This is a genomic window from Pseudomonas sp. FG35 (assembly GCF_057809295.1).
This window is the reverse complement of record NZ_JBMDJR010000002.1, coordinates 508,604-528,934: the sequence shown is the minus strand read 5'-3', so window position 1 is coordinate 528,934 and position 20,331 is coordinate 508,604. Positions and strand designations below refer to the sequence as shown.

Here is a 20,331-nt window from a genome sequence, read left to right as displayed (position 1 = left end):
GGCTCACTCCCGGGAAACCTTGACTTCGTTGGGTGAGTACCCCGGATGAGACAGACCGTTGCGCTGAATGACCTCGGTCACCCGGGTGGCGTCGCCAAACTGTTTGTAGGCCACGACCACTGCCGGAAAGGTTTCCTGGAACGTTTTGCTGACCAGTCGCACACCGGACGAAGCCACTGCCTTGAGGTGCGCGATCAGCGCCTCCTTCACATCGGCGATGGCTTGATAGTGCGCGGGGTCGGCCTTGTCCTGGGCCTTTTGCAGCGCGTCGCTCAACTCTTTTTGCAGGGCTTGCAGATCGTCGGTGACCGGAACTTCCTGACGGCTGACCGGCTGCTTCGATTGCTGATCCAGCGAAGGTGTCGAGTTGAGTTTCACCGGCGTCGACGCCACCGGCATCGAGGCCACCCACTGCGCCACTTTGACGATCAGCGTGTCCTGCACCAGATTGGCCATCGCTTGCGCGGCGGCGTTGGTGTCCTTGCCGGTGGTGATTTTCGGCGCATCGGCCTTGCGGATGGCTTCGATCTGTTGGGACACGTCGGCAATCACGCCACGGTAGCCCTCCTTCGCGAATGCCTTCAGCTCCTTGATATCGCCGAGCAACCCCTTGAACTCCGCCGCCACTTCCTTGGGCAGTTCCTTGACGGCCCTGACCAGTTCGGTGATCTGCTTGTACTGCGCGATCAGCGGCTTGAGCTGCTCCTTGATCACGTCGTACACACCGGTGAGGCTGTTGCGCAGATTGGCGATGCCGATCCGCGCGGCCTTGATCAGGGTCATCGCCTGTTCGAAGCGCGCCACCGCCGAGCCGAGCAAACCGTCGGCCTTGGCCAGCAGCACTTTCTGCGTGCTGACCGTCGCCGTCGGAAACGGCAGCGGCCGGTCGGGGTAGAACTTCAGGCTGAACGTCACCATCCCGCCGTCCTGGCGGGTGTGAGTCATGTCGCACTCACCGACCTTGACCTGCAAGCGCCCCAACCACGGATGCACCAGTTCGCCGCTGCCCTGTTCCAGCGCCTGGAGCAGCTTGTCGCGCTGTTCCAGGCAATTGGCGCCGATGATGAACGCCGTCAGGTCGTGGGTCTTGGCCTGCTGGCCAAGGTCCTCGAAGAACGGCAGATCCCGTTGCGGATACTCGTGCAACTGCCCCTTGCGACCGACCGGGGTTTTCGCCTGATCGATCCAGAAACCGACACCGCGAAAGGATGCCGGCAACAAACGGTCACGCCAGTTCATTGGAACCTCCCATGGACAGCGAGCGATAGCCGATGCGCGAACTGAGCGCCAGCCCCGGCTGATTGGTTTGCGGTTGATCGGTGCGCAGCCCCGCCGGCGCATTTTCGAAGCGCACCGTCAGGCCGCCTTCGAGTTGCGTGCGGTTGTTGGCGGCGCTTTGCTGGATCAGGGCGCCAGAGGATTGCGGCAACGAACCGCCTTGCAACGCACCGCCACCCTCGGTTTTCGCACTGGCACCGAAGAAGGCCGGCGCCAGTTCGCCCTTGCCTTCGGCATTGGTCTGGCGCTGCGCTTCGGTCAGGGTTTCGACCTTACCGGTGACCTTGGCGATCAGCCCGGCGAAGCCACCGTCGAACAACTCCTTGATTGGCGCGATGACGGTTTGCAGCTTTTGCCACAACTCGCCGAACCATTCGGTGATCGGTCCCCAGTTCTTGATGATCTGCCCCAAGGGCGTCCATTCGAACATGTTGTGCAGGAACTCCAGCACCGGTGCGGCCAACGCCTGTACAACGCCCCACAGCGCCGAAAACACCTCGCTGATCGGCTGCCAGTACTGCGCGATCTGCTCCAGCGGCGACCATTCGAACAGGCTCTGGAAAAAGCTTTTGATCGTTTGTGCCGACGTTTGCAGCGCGGCCCAGACCGGTTCGAAAAAGGTCACGACGCTGCCCCAGTTGTTGACGAGCATCCCCAGCGGGGAAGAGTCGAACAGGCTGCCGAAGAAGTCCTTGATGGCTTGCGCCGCCGGCTGCAGCGCGGCCCAGATCGAAGCGAAGAAACCGCTGATCGCGCCCCAGTTGTTGATGATCATGCCCAGTGGCGTCCAGTCGAACAGCCCCTTGAGGAATGACATCACCGGCACACTCAAGGCCTTGAGCAATTCCCAGATCGCCGAAAACAGACCGGTCAACGGCCCCCAGTTTTCCAGGATCATGCCTGCGGGCGACCACGAGAAAACCGACTTGAAGAAGTCGATCACCGGCGCGGTCACAGCTTTGACCTTGTCCCAGATTCCGGAGAAGAAAGCCGTGACCGGTTCCCACAGCGCCGCCAGTGCCTCCAGCGGCCGCCAGTCGAGCACCGAGCGCAACGTCGCCATTGCACTGGCTCCGGCGTTTTTCACGCCCTCCCACAATCCGCTGAAGAACGCGGAAATCGGTGTCCAGTTGGCCACGATCAGACCGGCCGCCACGGCAATGCCCATGGCGATCAGCATGATCGGATTGGTCTTGAGCACCATGCTCATGACGTCCATCACCTGAGTCATGCCGGTGACGGCGGTCTGCATGGCGGAAAACGCAATCGCCCCCGCTGCCAGGCCTTCGACCAGTTTCGGGTTGTCGGCCAGCAGGCTGCCGACCTGGGTCAGCATCGGCTCCAGCCCGACCACCAATGCGCCCACCACCGGCACCAGTGCGGCGTCCACCGCAGCGGACACCTTCTCCATGGATGCGCTGAACACGTTCATGTTCTGCGCGGCGGCTTTCGGTGTTTCCGGCAGGTCGACGGTTTTCGCCGTCTCGCTGACCTCGGCAAGCTTGCCCTGAAACGCCGCAGCCGATTTGATGCCGTCCACGAACGGCGTAATCACGCTGCCGCCCTTGAACAGACCGCTGATGTCCAGTTTGCCGAGGCCGGTCTGTTCGAGGTTTTTCTTGAAGTCATCGACCTTCACTCGCAGGGCGCCGAGTTTGGGTGACAGTTCGTCGATGCCGGTAAGCAGCACCGACGCTTTAGCTTTGGTTTCTTCTGCCATCACTGCACCTGCTGCATCGCATTGATCCGTTGCGCGTGCTCCAGCGATTCGCGAAGCACATCCAGTGGCCTGGCCATCATCTGTTCGGGGTCAACCTTCCAGAACCAGGCCAGGTCATAGGCGACCGAAATCAGGTCGGTGATGGCTCCGACGCCGCACTCATGAAAAAACTCGCAACGGCCCAGCTCAGCGCGTTGAGGTCAGCCAGGTCCAGCTGGTTGACCGACGACGGCGGAATGCCGGCGCACACGGCGATGTATTTGGCCGCCACGTCCATGTCGAGGCTGACCTCTTCGCTCTTGTCGATCTTGTACGGCAGCGCCTTGATCGCTCGCACTTCCTGCACCGTAGGACGGCGCAGGACGAGTTCGGTCAGGGGCTCGCCGTGAGCTTCGATCGCAACTTGAAGCTTCACGGCGCCGCTCATTGCCAGGTCCCCTTGATGCCTTCGAATTTCAGTTCGATGGTGGCGTCATCGCCTTTGGAGACTGGCTCTTCGACCAGGTAGGCACCGGCCAGTACGTAGACTTTGCCGTTGCTGAATTCGCAGGTGACGGTGATGTCGGTGCCTTCGATCAGCTTCTTCAGCGGGAAGTCGGCGGTGTGCAGCGCGGTCACCTTGAACGATGGCGCGATGTCGGTTTCCTTGTAGAAGCCCGGCACGACGGTTTCGCGTTTGACGGCCATCAGCGGGGCTTCGCAGCCGCCATTGATAGTCAGTTGTGCACCGTCGACCTTGACGTAGCAGGTGCCTGCAATCAGTTGACCCATGGTGTTACTCCCTTCAAATAAAAAGCCCACGCGAGGTGGGCTGAAATCACAGTGTCAGACGCGCCGATCAGGCGACGTCGTCGTACTGCAGGCGGAACTGGTTGAGCAGTGCGAACACGCGCAGACCGTTGATGTAATCCGGCGGGAACAGCACGTTCACGCGGCTCGGGTCCTGCACGTCGCGCTCGACGATCAGGTGCTCGGCGAACAGCTCGGCGTTTTCCACGTGGCCTTCGAGTTCGAGCTTGGCGTACTGGGCGATCAGCTCGCCGCGAATGGTCGCCGGGGTGACGATCGGCTGGCCGGCGCCGAAACGGGTGCCGTCGGAAGCCAGTTTGTGGCGACCGTACTTGCTGGTGATCACGCTTTGCAGACGACGCACGATGAACGCCGACTGGTGCATGGTTTCGCTGTCCAGGTACGAGTTGTCGGCCTGGCCGTAAGCGTTCTTCTGGTAGGTGGTGATCGAGCGCTGGATGCGCACGTAGCCGCCTTCGTAGTACGCGGTGGCGATGCCGTAGTTGAGCAGCGACTGACGCTCGGTCAGGGTGAAGCGCTCGCTCGCCGGGGCCGGATCGACACCTGGCAGGCTGCCGCTCTGGGTCGGACGGCTGGCGTCAGCCGAGATGAACACCGCAGTGCGCGCAGCCAGTGCGGCGGCTTGTACCCACACCGGTTGCGGAACGCCCGGCTCCAGCGCCTGAATGGTCATGTGCTGGTCGTTGCGAGCCTGACCGGCTGCCACCAGCGTGCCGACGGTGCCGCGCTTGGCGCTGTAGACGTGACCGAACAGTTGCTTGGCCCACGACCAGCGACCGGTGCTGTCGTCCATCACCGCTTGCCAGGTGTTGAGGGTGGCCAGGTCGGACCATGGCAGTGCGATGAATTCGAACGGCTCATCGCCCAGTGCTGCAACGGCAGCCACTTGATCCGGTACACCGACGCCGCCGGTCATGGCGGTGATGGCGGTGGTCAGGCCGGCCGGGGTTTCTTCGCCGTTGCTCTTGCCCAGGCGATTGAATTGCAGGCTGATGTCGTTGCCGCTCTCGCCGGTCCATTTGGCGTTCAGAGTGACCACGCCTTCGGCCGCTGCTGCGCTCACCGGCAGATCGGCGGTGGCGTTGATTTTCTGGGCCAGAGCAGTCGCAGCCTGTGCAGCCGTGGCACCGTTGACCACGGTGGCCTGGACGCGGACGCCGCCGACATACAGGTTGAGCACGCCCGCCTGAGTCGCGGTACCGGTCAGGGTCAGCACGCCTTTGGCGATGGCGCCGGTGGCGTTGTGCAGCGGCAGGCACCAGATCTCACCGATCGGGTCGGCCTTGCGGAAGGTCTCGTACATCGACGCCAGCATCGAGCCCTGGCCGCCAATGCTCTTGGCCAGCGCCACGCTGGAGACCAGCACCAGTTTGCCGACTTCGCTCGGAGCGATGTTGTCGTTGACCTGCGCCACGATCAGGCGACGCATGGACGAGGACGCGCTATTGGCGGCCGAGTTGTCCATTTCGGCATAGAACAGCGGTACACGAATGTCCGCAGGGATGTTGCTGAATCCGATCGCCATTATTTGGCTCCCTTTTGTTTGGCTGTTGCGGTTTTGAGGGTGATATCGCCGTCGGCCAGACGCCGGCGCCACCAGGCGCTGTCCAGCACTTCACGGCCTTCCAGTGGCAGCAGGTCGCCGGCTTCCGGGTCCGGCACGGCACGGCCGGCGGCCGGCACTACGGTGATGCGGTTGCTCATGGGGTTACGTCTCCAGAGAAAGTCATTTCCACGCGCCCGTCAGGGCCCGGGCGTTTCAGGTTGGGGTCGGCCGGGTCGATCGCATCGACCCGCACGGTGGCCCCGGTAAAGGACGACAAACCGTCCAGTTCGCGTTCGTGCCAACTCTCCGCAGGCTGACTTGGCAGATTGCGGCCCAGCTGGAACTCGGCAAAAAAGCGCAGCCGGTAGAACGCGCGGCTGCTGTTGATCGAGACCGTTTCGCCGCCGTCATAAACGATGGCGCTGTAGTCGGAAGAGGGCTTGAAACCCACCAGCGCACGCCACAGTTCGGCGCGCAGGTCGTGCAACAGATCCAGCGCTTTTGTGGCGTCCGTGGTATCCAGTGCCAGGATGATTTCGAAGCGGTCGCGGATCGGTTGGCTGGGAGAGTTCTGTGCGGTGCTGGCGCTGGCCATGTCGGCCAGCGGTAAAACATGGGCCGAGGGCATCGGCAGATTCGGGTTGCCTTGCAGAAGCGCCAGGTCGACACCTGTCGCGATATGGCCGGCAAGGCTTGGGCATTGCGCACGCAGCTGCGTGAGGATCGGGGAGATCTTCATGGGGAGCGTTCCAGGATGTGGGAGTGGCCACAGTGATGCGTGTGGCGGTGAGACCGGGGAATCAGTCCTTGGCTTTTGCCTCGGGATCCCGGCCGTTGGCTTCGATCAGGCAGCGATAGCTTTCTTCGCGCTTGCCACTGGCGGTGACTTTTTCAATCGACCAGCGACCGCGCATGAAATCCGGCCAGGTATCGTCGAGCACCAGCAGACCTTCGGCCGCCAGCAACGGATCGCCCGGACAGGTGACCTTCAGCTTGTATTTCTCGCGCAGCATCTTGCGCACTTCGGCCTCGCCGATGGCTTTGGCTTCTTCTTCGCTGGCCAGTCTCTGGCGGATGACCTTGTAGGGTTCGGAACCGGTGACCACTTCGCGCAGTTTGCCGAGCGCACTGTCCCAAAAGGAGGTTTTGCAACCCTGATTCTGGGTACGGGCGGTCTCTTCCAGCGTGGCGCTGATGAATGCGTGATCGCCCGGCCGATTGTTGTGGGTGACCGACAGCATGACGTTGGGTATCACCTGGCCCGACAGGTTTTTGAGCTGCGCCGGTTTCGCCAGTACGTAAAGGTCGTTGAACGGTTTGGCCACCGCGTCGTACTTTTTCGCCAGGCGTGTGATGAAGCTCATGTCGGTTTCGTTCGACTGGTCGACATGGGCGATCCTGATCAGCGCCAGTTCGGGATCCACGCGCGGCGAGAATCCGTGTCTCGAGACCAGCTCGCGAAACAGTCCGCCAAGGGTTGTAGGGCCATGACTGGCCGTGCGCCGTTCCTTGAATCCGGAGTCGTCCTTGCCGCTGAAAGGCGCGGCGGTCGCGACCAGCGTCAGGCGCAGCGGGAACAGCGTCGGCGTCAGTCGAGTGACCTTGAACTGGCCTTTTTCCACCAGCCCGGTCTCCAGATAGCCCACCCGCAGGCCGATGGTTCCGCCCAGGGTCGGCAAGCCTTCAAGGCCTTCCAGATCGAGCACCAGCGTCAGTTGATCGGACTCCATTCCGGCGGCATCGATGTGTTCCCAACTGATCAGGCGCTGGTTGAGCAGGTCCTTGTTGGCCCCGTAGATTTCAATCGCCGGCGTAAATCCCTGTGCCATGCAGCCTCCTTAATCCCAGACAAGGACCGGTTTGATCACGGCTGGTTTCGAGTCGAGTTCCGGCAGCGTCACCCAGACACCTGCCGGCAGGATCGGGCCGTGCTCGGCCAGGGTCGGGTTGAGTGTCCACAGGGCTTCTTCGGCGCTGTCATCGCTGCGACCGGTTTCGCGGTACAGCAACAGATTCACCGAGTCACCGGCCACGCTTCGTACCTTACGCATTGTTGAACTCCGCCAGTTCGATAACCCAGTCGACCACCATCGCCGTGCCGTCATCGATGACGCAGCTTTGGGTTTCCTGAACATTGTTGATTCGCCAGAGACCCCAGTTGCGGCCGATGCCATCGATCAGCGGCAGGGGTACTCGAAGCGATTGCAGGGCCCGCAGCTCATCGAGCCGATCCATGGCCACCGCGTACATCGACTTGCCGGTGATGTTCAGGGTTTCCGGTTTCTGTCCGATCTGACTGGACTTGGGTTTGCTGGTGAGAATCGGCAGTTCCGTCCAGCCGCCATCGGATTTGCGCAGCAATGTGCTGTAGGCAAAGCCGCGGGACAGGCCGAAGATGAAACTGCCCAGTGCCATTTGTTGTTTCATGTGGCGACTCCATCGGTCAGGGCTGCATCACGTCGTGTGGCGAGAGTGTTGGTCGGCATGATCTGGCCCAACTGACTCATCGTCGTTTGCACCACCAGATTGGCCAGTGCCTGGGCGCTGCCCTGATCCTGACCATTGATGTTAATGGTGGAGTTGAACGTGACAGGCTGGCTGGCAGTTGCGGTGGCAGGTGTCGCGGGAATCGTGGAGGTCGCGATCAGATCTTTACTGACCTGTGCAGGAGAGCCAAGACGATCGACTTGTGTCCCGAGCTTGTCGCCCAGGGACTCACCGATGGCTCCCCCCGCCATGCTTCCGAGCCACCCGCCGACCATGGTGCCCAAACCCGGCAGAATCAACGTGCCCAGTGCAGCACCGACAGCGGCTCCGGCAGACGACCCGGCTAACGATGCACCGGACGACACGACGGAACGCGTATCGCCCTTCATGACGCCGGTCACCATTTCATACCCGGCGCTGAGCAATCGCAGCGGCGGCGCTCGCTTGGCGAGCAACTTGCCTGCCCTAGCGTAAGCACCGGACAGCGGAGCGGCCGGTGCAGCACTGACGGCCGACGAGCCGGAAAATGCCGTCATGCTTCCCGGCCAGGGTGAGCCGGACATGGAAGGCAGAACGGGCCGTGCCGGCACCGCTGGTGGTGCGCTGGTCCGTGGTGGCCAAGGCGTCACCCTGCGCAGACTTCGCACGCTTCGGCCGGTGGGCTCACGTCCGGCTCGCCGCCGGATGCCTGGCCAGCGTGGCTCGAGTGTGTTAGCCGTCCCGCTCCCGCTGCCCAACGGTTTGCAGCAGCAGTCATGATCCGCGCCATTCCCGGCAGACTTGTGCTTTGCTTTGGGGTCTTCAAGATCGGCAATCAAACCGCCAAGACCGAAGGGCAATTTTGAAGCCACACCCTTGAGCAGTTTGTCGGTGAAATTGCCGAATGCCTTGGCCATTACCGCCACCACGATGGCCGACAATCCAGCGCCCGCAACGGCCAGCGCCGTCGAGGTTTTTGGATAGGCTTCAGCCATATCGGCCACGCCGTTGGTCATATTCGTCAGCGAGTCCAACGTGCCGGTCGCATCCGGCGCCAACGCCGTGATCAGACGATTGAGACTGGCATCGAACGCGTTCCAGCTTCGCTGCGGGTCTTTGCCCGCAGGCTCGGCGCTGCGTTCAATCGCGCCGCTGTAAGCCGGTGTCAGTGGATCATTGGGCTTGAGCAATGAAAGCGGCGTCTGTGCCTCGCCGGGTTTGCCCATCCATTGACCCACGCCTCCCTCACCCGCAAATGACGATGCCAGGCTGCTCTGGGCCGCTTGCGAGGACACCAGCGTCGACGTTCCTTCCAGTTTGGCCGGCGTGACCAGCGAAAACGCTTTTTGCAGGTCTTCGGGTTTCGCCAGCAGTTTGCGTACACCATCGTCGCCACTGAAAAGTGTCTTGATCAGCGCCGTTTGCTGCTCTGCCGGTTGTTGCTTCAATGCCGCCAACGCTTTGACAAGGCTGTCCGGTACGTTTTCGGTCAACTTGCCGGGATCAAGCCCCAACGCCTTCCACGCCGACTGCTCGGCCGCCGAGCCTTGGGTGCCTTTGGCAAGGGCTGCGCTGATGCTTTTCACCGCCGCCCCGGCACCGGCCTTGTCGACATCAGCGTTGAGCAATGCGGCGGACAACGCCGCCAACTGCTCGGGAAGGATGCCGGCCGCAACGCCCGACTCGCCGGATTGCTGCACGACCGAACCGATGTCGGCAGCCGTTGCGTTCAGTCCGCTGTTGCCCAGATGCTGAGTCGCATCGGCCAGCAACTGACCTTGAGCGCGATCCAGTTTCATCGAGATTTGCCAGGCCGACAGCATTTCACCGGCCGACTTCAGGCTGATGCCGAACGCCGACGCATTGACCGCCGCATCCCGGGCAAAGTCCAGCAGCACTTGCTCCTTGTCGGCGCCCTTGAGACCAGCGCCAATCCCGGATCTGCCAGCCGCGACTTCGACCTGCACCAGATCCACGACCGTCGCCCCACTGCCGGCAACCCGTTTATCGGTGGCCAGTTTGAGGTTGGCTTTCGACAGCGTGTCGAGGTCGCCACTCAGGCCTTGAACCTGCCTGAGCTGGGCCATGGCGGCTTTCAGGGCCATGTCCGATTGCAGGTAGGCCGGAGGCGAGCGCTGTTCAATCTCAGCCTTGAGCTTAGACTTGCTCTCGCCGCCTGCCGCCGGTGCGGCAGTTACAACCGGCACCTTGAACGATGCCAGAGCTGTGTTCAGCCCCAGGACAACGGCGCCGAGCTTGATCTGTTCACGCACCAGACTGCGGATGTCGACACTGGCCGTGAGCAGCGCCTCTTTCAGTTCGGACAGTGGTTTGATCAGGCTGTCCGTGGCCGATCCCGCTGCCGACAAACCGGAACCCGCACCTGCGGTTTGCGCGGCGTACATCAGCGAAAACGATGTGTCTGCCATGCCGCTCTACTCCTTTTTCACGCCAAGGCGAGTGATCGCTATGTCGTAGCGGCGCAACGCCTTTTCGGCGTCCCACTCCAGAATTTCCGCCTCACTTACCGGGTAAATGAGCGGCACGATATCGAGGATTACTTCGATGTCGCGTTCTGAAAGAAGGCCGCCGGCTGGTTTAAAAAATCGTCGATGCGCACCTGCAATTGCGTCCAGTCCGGGACGGTCATCAGAGCCAGATCGGGGATCATCAGACCGGTGCAATGGGCGGTGATGAACTCGGCGCGTTCCTTGGCCGTTTTCAGTTTCTTCATCACTTTGGTGGCCCGCAGCGCCGGCATTTCCAGGCTCAGCGAAGTCACGGTGCGGCCGGTGACGGCGAGCGGTTGCAGCAATTGCACCTGGTCGGGATCGTCGGATTTCTCCGCGTCTTCGACCTGATCGAGAAAGTACGACGCCGGACGGGTCGACATCTCGTGCACGTATTGCGCGATGGTCACGTAGTCCGGACGCTTGAGCTGGTCGAGTTCCTTGACCGACAAGCCGGTGGCCAGCAGCGCCAGTTCGAAGAACTGATCGTCTTCATCGTCGCCAGCGCGTTCCAGCGCTTCTTTCTGGGCGGCGTAGAACAGCGGTTTGAGCTGGATCGATTCGATCTGCGAGCCGTCGTCACCGGTGATCGGCGACAACAGGACATGCTTGGGTGGCATCCACGACATGAAAGGAATTCCTTGGGTGTTCTTGAAGATTCCTGTGGGCATGAACGCCCACAGGTTTTGTGCCTGATCTGCCGAAAGGCTTACGGCATCAGCACCGCACGACGGGCATCACCAAGGATGTCGACGCCGTTGAGCACGAACTTCTGGGTGCGCACGTCGATGTCGATCACCGGAATGCCGTTTTCCAGGCGGTTGTAGGTGCGGCAGGAGAACTCAAGAGTCGTCAGGGCTTTGCCACCCATTTTGATTGCTTCCTCACCCATGGTTTTGAGCTTGCCGCCGATGGTGTGATAGGTGAACCAGGTGTTGCCGTCCTGATCCTGACCGGCTTCGCGCACGTTCAGCAGAATGTCGTCGCCCAGTTTCACGCCCATCGCCAGCAGCACTTCAGCGCCGGTGCCTTGCAGCTTGAGCGTGGCATTCAGTGCCTTGGCGCTCTTGGCCATTTCCTCAACGATGAAGCGCCCGCCCGTCATGCTTTCCATGTCGAAGTCGATCTTCGGCGGAGTGAATTCCTCCACGGTCGCCGACAGCGGCAGGCCTTGCAGGGTGGCCGCGATGGCCTGTCTTACGCGGTTGGTAAACATTAGAGAACGTCCTCCAGGAACTGCTCGATGATTTCATCGCGGGCGTTGAGTTGATAAACCATGTGTTCGTTCGGCGCGTAGCGGCCGTAGTCGATGACCACGTACCAGGTGCCGTTCTTGTACTTCTCGACGCTGTTGAGTTCCGGGTGCAGATATACGCTGCCGCCGGGAATGGTTTCGTCGGCGACCAGGGTTTGCAGCCAGTCGTTGATGCGTTTGACTTCCTGATCCATGAACGACTTGGTCAGGTTCTTGGCCATGGCTTTCTGGCCGGCCTTCACCAGCTTGCGGCTGATGGCGTCTTCCAGACCGACGTAGCTGATGAACTTGCCGGTGATCGAACGGTTGCCCAGCAGCGAGAAGCCGCCAAGGATGGTGCGGGCGTAATAGCTGACGCCGTAGCGGTTGAGCAGATCGCCTTCGGTGGAGGTGTCGAGGATGTTGTATTCCACGACCCGCGACACGTCTTCGGCGTAGGTCACCTGGTTGCCCGGGCTTTCCCATTGCTTGACCTTGGCCAGCGCGGCGATCGCCAGGCTCGATGGCGCGAGGAACACGTTTTTCTTCGCCGCTTTCGAGTACACGGCCGGCATGTTGTGCACCACCAGGCAACGGTCGAAACCGAGGTCAGCGCCGCCCAGTTCCTGGCTATACAGCACCTGATCGGCGACCGAGACGTCCTTGCCGTCCAGCACCACACGGGCCTTGATGCGCTTGCCGAACGAGGCGAACTCGCTGGCCACCGCTTTAGTGCCGGTGAAGCCCGGTGCGCCGATGATGGTCAGGTCTTCCGGGACGCTGCCCAGTGCCGCCAGACCGAGTTTGCGACCGGTGGTTGGATCAACGCCGCCGATCACCGCGTTGACGGTGTCAGCCGGAGTCGCGCCCGCTTCGACGATCACCACGTACACCGGCACCTTGACCACTTTGAGGATCTGGTAGACGGCGTGGTACAGGGTGCCCTCTTCCGAACCGGTCGGATCGAGCAGCGCATGGGTGGTGAAGCTGTTGATGCGAAACGGTGCGTTACGCGGAATCAGCGGATCGGCTTTCGGCGCGGTGCCGACCAGACCGATGACGTTGTCGCCCAGGCCACCCATGGCCTCGGGGGATTCGGTGGCATTGACGGTAATGCCGTTGTGCTCGAAGTTCAGAACCTCAGCCATAGTCAGTCAGCCTTCTTGGCAGCGGCCTTCACGGCCTTGGTGGTAGGTGTTTTCAGCTCCAGTCGACCGGCGCTGTGCAGGGCACTGGCCTCGACGTCGAGCAGATCGAGTTCCTGGCCGAGGCTCGACCAGTGCCCACCGCCGGTGGGGAATGGAACGAGCACGGTGTAGGTTTGGCGGGTTGCCATTTTTCGTTTCTCCATAAACGGGAAAGCCCCTCAAAGGGAGGGGCTTGGCGGGTGTTGAATGTGTTGGGCGGACAAGAAAATGCCCCGGGGAGCGGGGCGCTTATTGAAGGGTTGAGTCTGAGGTGCTTGGCGAGGAATCCGGCCAGCCATCCTTCAGCATTTCATCGGTGTAGGTGCCGGCCTCAAGTGCTTCCAGCAGGATCAGTTCACGGTCGAAGCAAGCCTGCACATGAGCCCGGACAGCCTTGGCAATGGCGAGAATCTGCTCGGAACCAATTTCGATAAAACCGTTAAGGGTTTTAAAGTTGCAGCGGTATTGCGGATCAAGAAGCGCGGAGAGACCTGTACTCGCGATCAAAGCCTGACTCTCACGAGTGGTTTCGATGCGCAATCCTTCTACGGCAATACCTGAGGCTTCCCGGGTGAAACGCTCAGCCGCAAACAGGGCCGCATAATCGCGTTCGATGTGAGGGAAAGGTAACTTGACCACGTTACCGTCAACCAACTTCCAGACACCGTCCCTCTCTGTTCTGGTCGCCAGAAATAATGCGTCACTGAGTTCAATTGCCTGCTCAGGAATCACGCTATGAATATCGGAGTCATACCGTCCGGTAAGGTCTCCGTGCTCATCAAATGTTGCGAATTTCATATATAGCCCTCGTCACTCCGTTGTATTAGCGACCCACTGCAAAGTAGTAAAACTGTGCAGATGCCTGACCCAGGTTACGAATGGTCACGTTCGCTTTACTGATCCCTTTGATTTGCCCGATGTAGGTCGATCCGACCGGGGCATCTGTGGCCGTATTGGGGTAAGTGATAAATACAGACGGATTGATCATTGGGTAGGCGACCGGAAAGGCCTGCAAATAATTGGCGCCCGATGCGATGGCATTCGTCATCCCCCACTGGAGAATCAAACCTCCGAGCCAGGTCGGAAAAACGACATAGCTGCCGCTCATGTCGCCGGACACACTGATGGAGAAACCCCAGCGCATTTTTTTCGGGGTCACGAAGGTTTTATCGTCGGCACCTGCATCGACCTGTGCCTGGGTCGCTACCTTCGCGGTGCCTTGATTGAGTTCGGTAGCCTGCTGCGCCAGATCGGACAACGCAGCTACATCAATACTTCCTTGATTGACCGGGGCGTTCCAGGCCTTAATGCACCACATCACCGCTAGGTTGCGTGGACGCGTTTCAGTGCCACCTTTTTCCGCTGCCGGACCGTGAATGCTTGAGGTGAGCGTTGCTCCCAGTACCCCGGCTCCCGCTGGCTTGGGGATCGGCGCCAAGTTGGTAAAGCTACCTACCAGATTGCCAGCAATGGGATTAAGCACTCCTCCGGCATCGGCAGTTAGAACCGTGTGGTAGTGATCGACCATCGACTGGCCTTGATTCGTACCTATCCCACGTCCTACATCCACACCGCGCCCATGATCCCAGCCTCGCAGGAACTCACCGCGAGACTCCGGCAACCGGAAGTTGCCTGCACCCTCATCACCTTTGTTGTAAGTGGTGCCGAGATATGCCGCCAAATCCGGATAAGTCGAAGTGTTCTGCACACTGCCATTCAGCTCAAGAAAGCCAGGAGGCACTATCCCCGTCGGGAACGCCATGACGGCACCTACCGGAACGGCAGATCCGAGCCGCGAGACTTCCTTGACCAGTGCCGCTACGTCGATGTTTCCCTGATTGACCGGGGCGTTCCAGGCCTTGATGCACCACATGACGGCGATGTTGCGGGGACGGGTTTCTGTAGCGGCGCCGAAGTTATAGGTTCTTACACGACCGATACTCAGCTCAGCATTGTCACCTTCCGTACGCAATACCCAGTCAGCAGCCGTATCCTTCAACACTACTGTCGGAATCTCTCCATTCGGGTCAACGGCCTGTCCACCTCCCGAGCCTGTCGGAATTAAGTGGTAGTGAGCCTTCAGACTATCCGTCTGAGAACTTCCTTGAGCACGTCCGCCATCTACCCCACGCCCATGATCCCAACCGCGCAAAAATTCCCCACGCGCCTCCGGCAACCGGAAATTCCCGACACCCTCATCCCCCTTGTTGAACTTGCCGCCCAGATAGGCGCTCAAGTCCGGGTAGGTCGCGCTGCTCTTGACGCTGTTGTCCAGCTCCAGAAAACCCGGCGGCGGCGTATCGACAGGGAACGCGACAATCGACCCCACCGGCAACGCCGACGCCTTGGCAATCAACGATTCGACTTCAGCCTTGGTGTACGAATCCTTGATGCCGAAACCGGCCAGCGTGTCAGGATTCGAGCCGGCTGTCGCGCGGCCGTATTCGTCGACGCTCAGACTTTTGTAGGTACCGGCGGCAATCCCGGTGCGCCCGGCCAGCATCTTGAATGTCAGCGCGGTAGTGCCGAGCGTGATCGGTGCGTTGGTGGTCAGGTGCCACAGCGAATCGCCGTTGAGCGTGCCCTCCTCCACCATCACCGTCAGGCCCGGTGTGACCTTGGCGCTGACGTTGGCATCGTTGGCCCGAACCCAGTCGCCGTTGGTGACGATCCACAGACCATTGTCCTTGGCCAGGGTCTGATTCGGCAGCAGCACACGGTCGCCAGCAACCACTGCAACACCGTCGATTTGCTGTGCACCGTTCAACACGACATTGCCAGTCGCAGCTACGCGAACCGACTGTTTGCCATCCAGTTTGCCAAGTTCTTCGGCGAGGTAGCTCATGACCCACGCACGAGTGGCCTTTACCACCGTGTCATCGATCACCAGCGTCACCAGCGAGGCATTGCTGGTCTCGAAAATCGAGCGGATGTAGAACTCTTTGCCCGAGCCGGACGTGGCCAGCACCGGTTTGAACGACTCCGGGTATTTGACGATCGCGTAGAGAATGCCGGTGTCGGTCCACAGACCGGCTTCACGCACGTACCAGCCACCGACGTCCGGCGGGATGGTGACTTCGGCGAGCAGCCAGCTCGGATTTTTCTCGTCCTGGAACAGCGCATTGAGCGGTCCGCGCCAGACTTCGCGTTTCAGCGCGGTAGCCGTCGCGGCCGGGTTGTAGACCGCGCCGCCGCCATCGCCGACGGAAATCTGCGTCAGCTTGATCGGTACGCCCGCTGCCTTGCAGGCGGTTTCGTAGGCAATCCCTGCGTTGGTGAGCAGGGTGTAATAGTCAGCCATTCAGGCCCCCTGAGGATAAATAGTGGATGTTTCGACGGTGTACATGCCCGCGCCCAAGAACGCCTCTCCCGAGGTTTCGAGCCCTTCGATGAACACCGGATAAACCGTGGTCAACTCACCGCAGAAGGTCGCGGCGCCGATGACGTGATTGCCGAAGGCGCTGAGGCCGACCGACACCGACAGCACGTCCCGCTCGCTCTTGGCATCAGCCAGGCGCCGGTCGAGACGGGCGTCGATTTCTTCGCTGTAGGGTTGTTCGCTGAAGGCCCGCACGGAAAAGCTGTAGGGCTCGCCGGGCGGTGTCTGCTCGTACCAGGCGCGGATTTCCGGCCTGAGCTGCAAACCCTTGGCGGCGTTCTCCAGCGCCTTGCGAGTGCCGGCCTGGCGCGCGGTGGGCCAGGCCAGTTCGACGGTCAGGCGCTTTTCCGCTTCCGGTGCGTCGGTGCTCCATTCGGCCACTCCACGATCCGCTGCGAGATACGGCAGGAAGGCGACGGGGGTTGAGGCCGGGTTCATCAGTTCTGGAAACGGCGGCGCGACGCGATCAAGCAGTGCGCCGAAGCCGATGTCGAGGGCCCGTTCCAGCGCCGAGCTGTTGGCCGGCAGCAGAGTTGGACGCGGTGTCTGATCGGTCATAGCGTCTGCACCTCGACCTCGACCGCCGTGCAGTACGGCGCTTGAAACGCCGAGCACACAACGGAACCCAGAGGTTCAAGAATCTGCAATTGCACGGCGCCGGCGCTGTGCAGCGTGTAGTCGATCCAGCTCGGATCGACCCGGCCTTCCAGGCGATGGCAACTGTCGGCGTAGGCCTGCAAATGCTGCTGCGCGGCGACCTTGGTCAGGCCCGAATCCGGACCGGAATTGATCTTCGCCACCACGCGGATTTTGTAGCGCTGAATCTCGGCGGCCTGCACCGTCACCTTGTCCGTCTCGGGACAAACGTCGGGCCGTGCGAAGTGTCGACGTACGCCTTCGAGCAGCGTCGGGGACGGTGTACCGTCGCCCTCGCGGGCAAGCACGGTGACTTGCACTTCGCCAGGCGCGGTGCGGCGACCGTTGCCGTCTTTGACCTGCGCAGCAAGGCCGTCCGGGTCGAAGGTGTAGGTAACGTTCACCACACCGGCCTCGGTGGATTCGACTTTCACCGTCGGCCGTTCACCGAGGGTGAAGACCTCGCGGCGATACTGCATCCGCGAACCCGCCGCCGGCGCATGGGGTGCCAGGTAATAGCGCAGCCGGGCGTCATCGTCGCTTTCGTAGATCGCCGGCACCGGCGGGAATGCCGCCGGATCACCCGGGTCGAGCAACTGGCGCTCCAGGCCCATGTCCGCCAACCGCGCATCAAGATTGCTGCCGGTGGCCCACCACGCCAGCATCTGCTTGATCCGGGCGTTGTATTTGCGTTCGTGGGTTTGCAGGCGAACGCAAAAGGCCTCCAGAGCCAGGGTCAGCAGTTCGCTTTCGTTTTCCAGGCTGGTCTTGAGTTTTTCCGCGTTCTGCGGCGAGCGCGCGCCGACGTACTCGACCACGAAGGTCTTGAACTCGGCGAGCAGATCCTCGAAGGCATCGACCTTGATCAAGGAGGGTTCGGCCAACTGGTTCTGGCCGGGGATCAACATGCTCATGTCACGACCTCGAAAGTCTGTTGGCGGTTTTTCCAGGTGCCGGCAAACCGCAGCAGCAGACCGGCGCCCTGACGGGTGGCGACAATCACGCCGGGCTGGAAATCGCCGATACCGTTTTGCGGGTTGTAGAACGCCTGGGCCGCGTGGCTCTGGGCGAGTAACAGGATGTCGTCGCCCAGGTTCTGCCCCAGCAGCGTGGGGATCAGCGAACCGTACAAGGGCCGTTTTTGCCGGGTGCCCAGCGGCGTGGTCAGGGCCCGGGTCGCGCGCTGCACGAATTGCAGCCAGTCGTCGACCGTGGCCCCGCTGTCTCTATCGATTCCGATCATGGGAAGCTCTTGATTCAGGGGCTGATGACGCGGCCCTGGTGATCCACCAACGGGCCGCTGAAGTGCACGCCCGAGGCGTCGATGCTCAGGCCGACCGCGCCCAGTTGCAGGCTGATCGCTTGCGGGGTCATCGCCAGCCGTGCCGGACCGATGCTCAGCTCAAGCGACTCGCGAGAACCGTTGAAGGCGGCCGGCCCGTTTTGCCAATGCAGCGTGTGCGTGGCGTCGTCGTAGCCGCTTTCGCTGCCGTCCTGATGAACACGACGAGTCAACGTCGGCACCGTCGAGGTTGGTGGAAAACGGTCACTGTTCAGGCCGAACAACGCCACGCTTTGCGCACCGCTTTCACCACTGCCGTAGTTCAGCAGCAGGCACTGCTCGCCCACCGTCGGGATCCGCGACTCGCTCTGTGCTCCAGCGCTCGGGTTGAAAAATCGGATGGCCGGGGTGAGCAATCCACCGTGGCTGACCCGGCAGGTATTGCTCGCGGCGTCGACGTCCTGACAGATGCCGATGCGGCAATAACTCTCGGCACGCCGGTGCAGGTCTTCAATCTCCGCTTCCATTTCCGCCAGTCGCTCGATGATCGGGCCTAGTTGCATTCGCAGTAACGCGTCGAACATCGGTCAGGCCTCCAGCGTGGTGTACTGATCCGGATCGTCGATGTCGCTGACTTCCCAGGTGCGGGCGAATTTCGGTGTACCCAACGGATCGTCCAACAGGGCCGGGCCCAGGTAGAGCGTCTGGTTGAACGACAGCGTCCAGGCTTTGTTCGGCTGGTCGGCGCGGATGAGCAATGACGGCAAGCCATCGATGTTCATCGGCAGATCGCATTGATCGCCGGGCAAGCCCCAGCGGTTGTCGGTGACCAGATTCTTCAAGGCGGCGATCAGGTCGCAGGCAGCAAACGCCGTGGCGGACAGCGCCGGAATAACTTGCAGCGACAGCGTCAGCACATGAGCGATTCGCCCATTGGCGGCACGCTCTCCCGGTGCATTTCGCTCGATGTCGATCAGCACCCAGGCCTGCTCGCCCGGCGCATCAAAATCCCCGCGGCTGCCGACCTTGAGGTCGAGTCCGGCGGTGTTGCGCAGTGTCGTCGCGATGGCGGTGAACAGTTGCGACGGCTGCTGGATCGGTGTGGGCATAGATGACCTCCTTTTCATTCGTCCACGCGAAGCCCTGCCGCCGAAATGGCGGCATGGGGAAAATTGAAATTCAAGGCTGGTCGCGTGGCGGGACTTCGCAGACGCCAATGCGCTTGGCCGCCCAGCGCTCGTACAGACCGATGGCGACGTCGGCCCCGGCCATGGCCGTCAGGCAACCGAATGCGCCGGCAGCCCAGATCGACAGCCCGGCGGCATACAGCAGCATGATCGCCGAGACACCGCAGATCATGCAGGCGCCGGAACGCAAGGCCAGGCGCCGCAACAGTGACCAGCCGCGAGCGCCCTCCTTGTCGGCGCGCCACATTTCGCCGGACACCCCGCCGACCACGGCGAGGAGGATCACCAACCAGATCGGCATGTCCGCCAACGCTTGTTGCTCGTTTGTCATGTCACGCCTCCGGGAGTAATGGGTGAGTGTTGTGTGTAGGGTTCAAACGTTTTCTCTTGAGGCAGGCATTCCAAAAAGCCCGGCGCAAGGCCGGGATTTTCAGTAATGCGCACTCGTGGCTGAAACTAGAAGGGAGCTACCGGCCAGTTGATAGTGGCCGGATAGCCAGGCTGTTTTTTGACTTCGCTGACGGCAACGAAGTATTGCTTGTAAGCAAGTAACGCAGCTTCGTCCGCCGGCGTAGCGACGCCAAGATCCAGCTTGTATTGCAAAGGATTGAATGTCAGCCAGAGTGCAGCGACATCAAACCGCTCTTGCATGCGGGCAGCGTTGATTGCGAGATGCTCTTCGTGGGTCGGCTCGACGAAGAGCAAACCGTCTTCTTCCAGTTTAAAAAAAACCTTCCATCCCACGTGAGCCGTAGTATCTCCGGTGATGTCATACCACTCTGCGTCCGCTATCCCAACCGGAAGAGTCGTCGGCATGGGCTCATCCGATTCCAGAATCTGCAGCGCGACTTGATAACCGGACTTATAAACACGTCCTACCAAAACGTAACGATTCATTCGCTTTACCTCTGATGATTTCCAATACACGCTGCGCGTCCTTCTGCACACCTCTTGAATATCAGGCAGGCATTCCAAAAAGCCCGGCAACTCGCCGGGCTTTTCAGTAATGCGCTCCTTCGCCTTCCTTCTGTCCATTGTTCAAAGAAGGAAGCTGACTTTTCGGCGCTACTGGCGCGGTACGAGTCCATTCAAATTG

The 20,331-nt window shown here is 61.1% G+C and carries 24 protein-coding genes; all 24 read right to left on the bottom strand.

Features of this window, described 5'->3' with window-relative positions; genetic code table 11:
• Positions 1-3 precede the first annotated feature (3 nt).
• The 24 genes from ACODTD_RS06485 to ACODTD_RS06370 all read right to left on the bottom strand — a co-directional run bounded on the left by ACODTD_RS06485 (position 4) and on the right by ACODTD_RS06370 (position 20,132).
• On the bottom strand, positions 4-1,239 hold the full coding sequence (locus ACODTD_RS06485; RefSeq protein WP_011332726.1) for a DNA circularization protein: 1,236 nt from the start codon (positions 1,237-1,239) through the stop codon (positions 4-6).
• Positions 1,226-2,998 (bottom strand): phage tail tape measure protein, encoded by a 1,773-nt coding sequence (locus ACODTD_RS06480; RefSeq protein WP_285356626.1) that lies wholly within the window; start codon positions 2,996-2,998, stop codon positions 1,226-1,228. Before ACODTD_RS06480 ends, ACODTD_RS06485 begins: the two co-directional genes overlap by 14 nt.
• A 130-nt stretch (positions 2,999-3,128) precedes the next feature.
• Positions 3,129-3,425 (bottom strand): phage tail assembly protein, encoded by a 297-nt coding sequence (locus ACODTD_RS06475; protein WP_003222226.1) that lies wholly within the window; start codon positions 3,423-3,425, stop codon positions 3,129-3,131.
• Complete coding sequence (locus tag ACODTD_RS06470) at positions 3,422-3,769, bottom strand: phage tail tube protein (protein WP_007908779.1); 348 nt, start codon at positions 3,767-3,769, stop codon at positions 3,422-3,424. The genes ACODTD_RS06475 and ACODTD_RS06470 overlap by 4 nt, the downstream gene beginning before the upstream one ends.
• A gap of 67 nt (positions 3,770-3,836) precedes the next feature.
• Complete coding sequence (locus ACODTD_RS06465) at positions 3,837-5,333, bottom strand: phage tail sheath subtilisin-like domain-containing protein (RefSeq protein ID WP_011332724.1); 1,497 nt, start codon at positions 5,331-5,333, stop codon at positions 3,837-3,839.
• Complete coding sequence (locus tag ACODTD_RS06460; RefSeq protein ID WP_007954893.1) at positions 5,333-5,512, bottom strand: DUF2635 domain-containing protein; 180 nt, start codon at positions 5,510-5,512, stop codon at positions 5,333-5,335. The genes ACODTD_RS06465 and ACODTD_RS06460 overlap by 1 nt, the downstream gene beginning before the upstream one ends.
• Positions 5,509-6,093, bottom strand: a complete 585-nt coding sequence (locus tag ACODTD_RS06455) for a phage tail terminator protein (protein ID WP_489104614.1) — start codon at positions 6,091-6,093, stop codon at positions 5,509-5,511. Before ACODTD_RS06455 ends, ACODTD_RS06460 begins: the two co-directional genes overlap by 4 nt.
• A 61-nt stretch (positions 6,094-6,154) precedes the next feature.
• On the bottom strand, positions 6,155-7,183 hold the full coding sequence (locus ACODTD_RS06450; RefSeq protein WP_011332722.1) for a hypothetical protein: 1,029 nt from the start codon (positions 7,181-7,183) through the stop codon (positions 6,155-6,157).
• Between the two features lie 9 nt (positions 7,184-7,192).
• The gene (locus ACODTD_RS06445) at positions 7,193-7,405 is read right to left on the bottom strand and encodes a tail protein X (RefSeq protein ID WP_489104613.1); all 213 of its coding nucleotides are present in this window, start codon (positions 7,403-7,405) and stop codon (positions 7,193-7,195) included.
• Positions 7,398-7,781, bottom strand: a complete 384-nt coding sequence (locus tag ACODTD_RS06440) for a phage tail protein (protein ID WP_011332720.1) — start codon at positions 7,779-7,781, stop codon at positions 7,398-7,400. The genes ACODTD_RS06445 and ACODTD_RS06440 overlap by 8 nt, the downstream gene beginning before the upstream one ends.
• The gene (locus ACODTD_RS06435) at positions 7,778-10,249 is read right to left on the bottom strand and encodes a phage tail tape measure protein (RefSeq protein ID WP_489104612.1); all 2,472 of its coding nucleotides are present in this window, start codon (positions 10,247-10,249) and stop codon (positions 7,778-7,780) included. Before ACODTD_RS06435 ends, ACODTD_RS06440 begins: the two co-directional genes overlap by 4 nt.
• Positions 10,250-10,377: 128 nt before the next feature.
• Complete coding sequence (locus ACODTD_RS06430; protein WP_011332718.1) at positions 10,378-10,959, bottom strand: phage tail assembly protein; 582 nt, start codon at positions 10,957-10,959, stop codon at positions 10,378-10,380.
• Positions 10,960-11,039: 80 nt separating this feature from the next.
• Entirely contained in the window at positions 11,040-11,546 is a 507-nt protein-coding gene (locus tag ACODTD_RS06425; RefSeq protein WP_011332717.1) for a phage major tail tube protein, read from the bottom strand.
• Positions 11,546-12,712, bottom strand: coding sequence for a phage tail sheath protein (locus ACODTD_RS06420; RefSeq protein ID WP_011332716.1), 1,167 nt, complete (start codon positions 12,710-12,712; stop codon positions 11,546-11,548). The genes ACODTD_RS06425 and ACODTD_RS06420 overlap by 1 nt, the downstream gene beginning before the upstream one ends.
• Before the next feature lie 2 nt (positions 12,713-12,714).
• Positions 12,715-12,900, bottom strand: coding sequence for a hypothetical protein (locus ACODTD_RS06415; RefSeq protein ID WP_221615122.1), 186 nt, complete (start codon positions 12,898-12,900; stop codon positions 12,715-12,717).
• 100 nt (positions 12,901-13,000) lie between these two features.
• Positions 13,001-13,549, bottom strand: a complete 549-nt coding sequence (locus ACODTD_RS06410) for a DUF4376 domain-containing protein (protein WP_489104611.1) — start codon at positions 13,547-13,549, stop codon at positions 13,001-13,003.
• Between the two features lie 25 nt (positions 13,550-13,574).
• A complete protein-coding gene (locus tag ACODTD_RS06405; RefSeq protein ID WP_489104610.1) occupies positions 13,575-16,052 on the bottom strand; it encodes a phage tail-collar fiber domain-containing protein in 2,478 nt (825 codons plus the stop codon).
• Complete coding sequence (locus ACODTD_RS06400) at positions 16,053-16,688, bottom strand: phage tail protein I (protein WP_201816887.1); 636 nt, start codon at positions 16,686-16,688, stop codon at positions 16,053-16,055.
• The gene (locus ACODTD_RS06395; protein ID WP_285356606.1) at positions 16,685-17,680 is read right to left on the bottom strand and encodes a baseplate J/gp47 family protein; all 996 of its coding nucleotides are present in this window, start codon (positions 17,678-17,680) and stop codon (positions 16,685-16,687) included. The genes ACODTD_RS06400 and ACODTD_RS06395 overlap by 4 nt, the downstream gene beginning before the upstream one ends.
• Positions 17,677-18,009, bottom strand: a complete 333-nt coding sequence (locus ACODTD_RS06390) for a hypothetical protein (RefSeq protein WP_007954853.1) — start codon at positions 18,007-18,009, stop codon at positions 17,677-17,679. The genes ACODTD_RS06395 and ACODTD_RS06390 overlap by 4 nt, the downstream gene beginning before the upstream one ends.
• A gap of 14 nt (positions 18,010-18,023) precedes the next feature.
• Positions 18,024-18,632, bottom strand: a complete 609-nt coding sequence (locus ACODTD_RS06385; RefSeq protein ID WP_285356603.1) for a phage baseplate assembly protein V — start codon at positions 18,630-18,632, stop codon at positions 18,024-18,026.
• Between the two features lie 3 nt (positions 18,633-18,635).
• On the bottom strand, positions 18,636-19,157 hold the full coding sequence (locus ACODTD_RS06380; protein WP_285356601.1) for a hypothetical protein: 522 nt from the start codon (positions 19,155-19,157) through the stop codon (positions 18,636-18,638).
• A 70-nt stretch (positions 19,158-19,227) separates the two neighbouring features.
• Positions 19,228-19,566 (bottom strand): phage holin family protein, encoded by a 339-nt coding sequence (locus ACODTD_RS06375; protein WP_011332709.1) that lies wholly within the window; start codon positions 19,564-19,566, stop codon positions 19,228-19,230.
• 125 nt (positions 19,567-19,691) lie between these two features.
• Positions 19,692-20,132 carry a tail fiber assembly protein gene (locus tag ACODTD_RS06370; RefSeq protein ID WP_011332708.1) on the bottom strand — a complete coding sequence of 147 codons (441 nt, stop codon included), beginning with the start codon at positions 20,130-20,132 and terminating at the stop codon, positions 19,692-19,694.
• Positions 20,133-20,331: the final 199 nt, after the last annotated feature.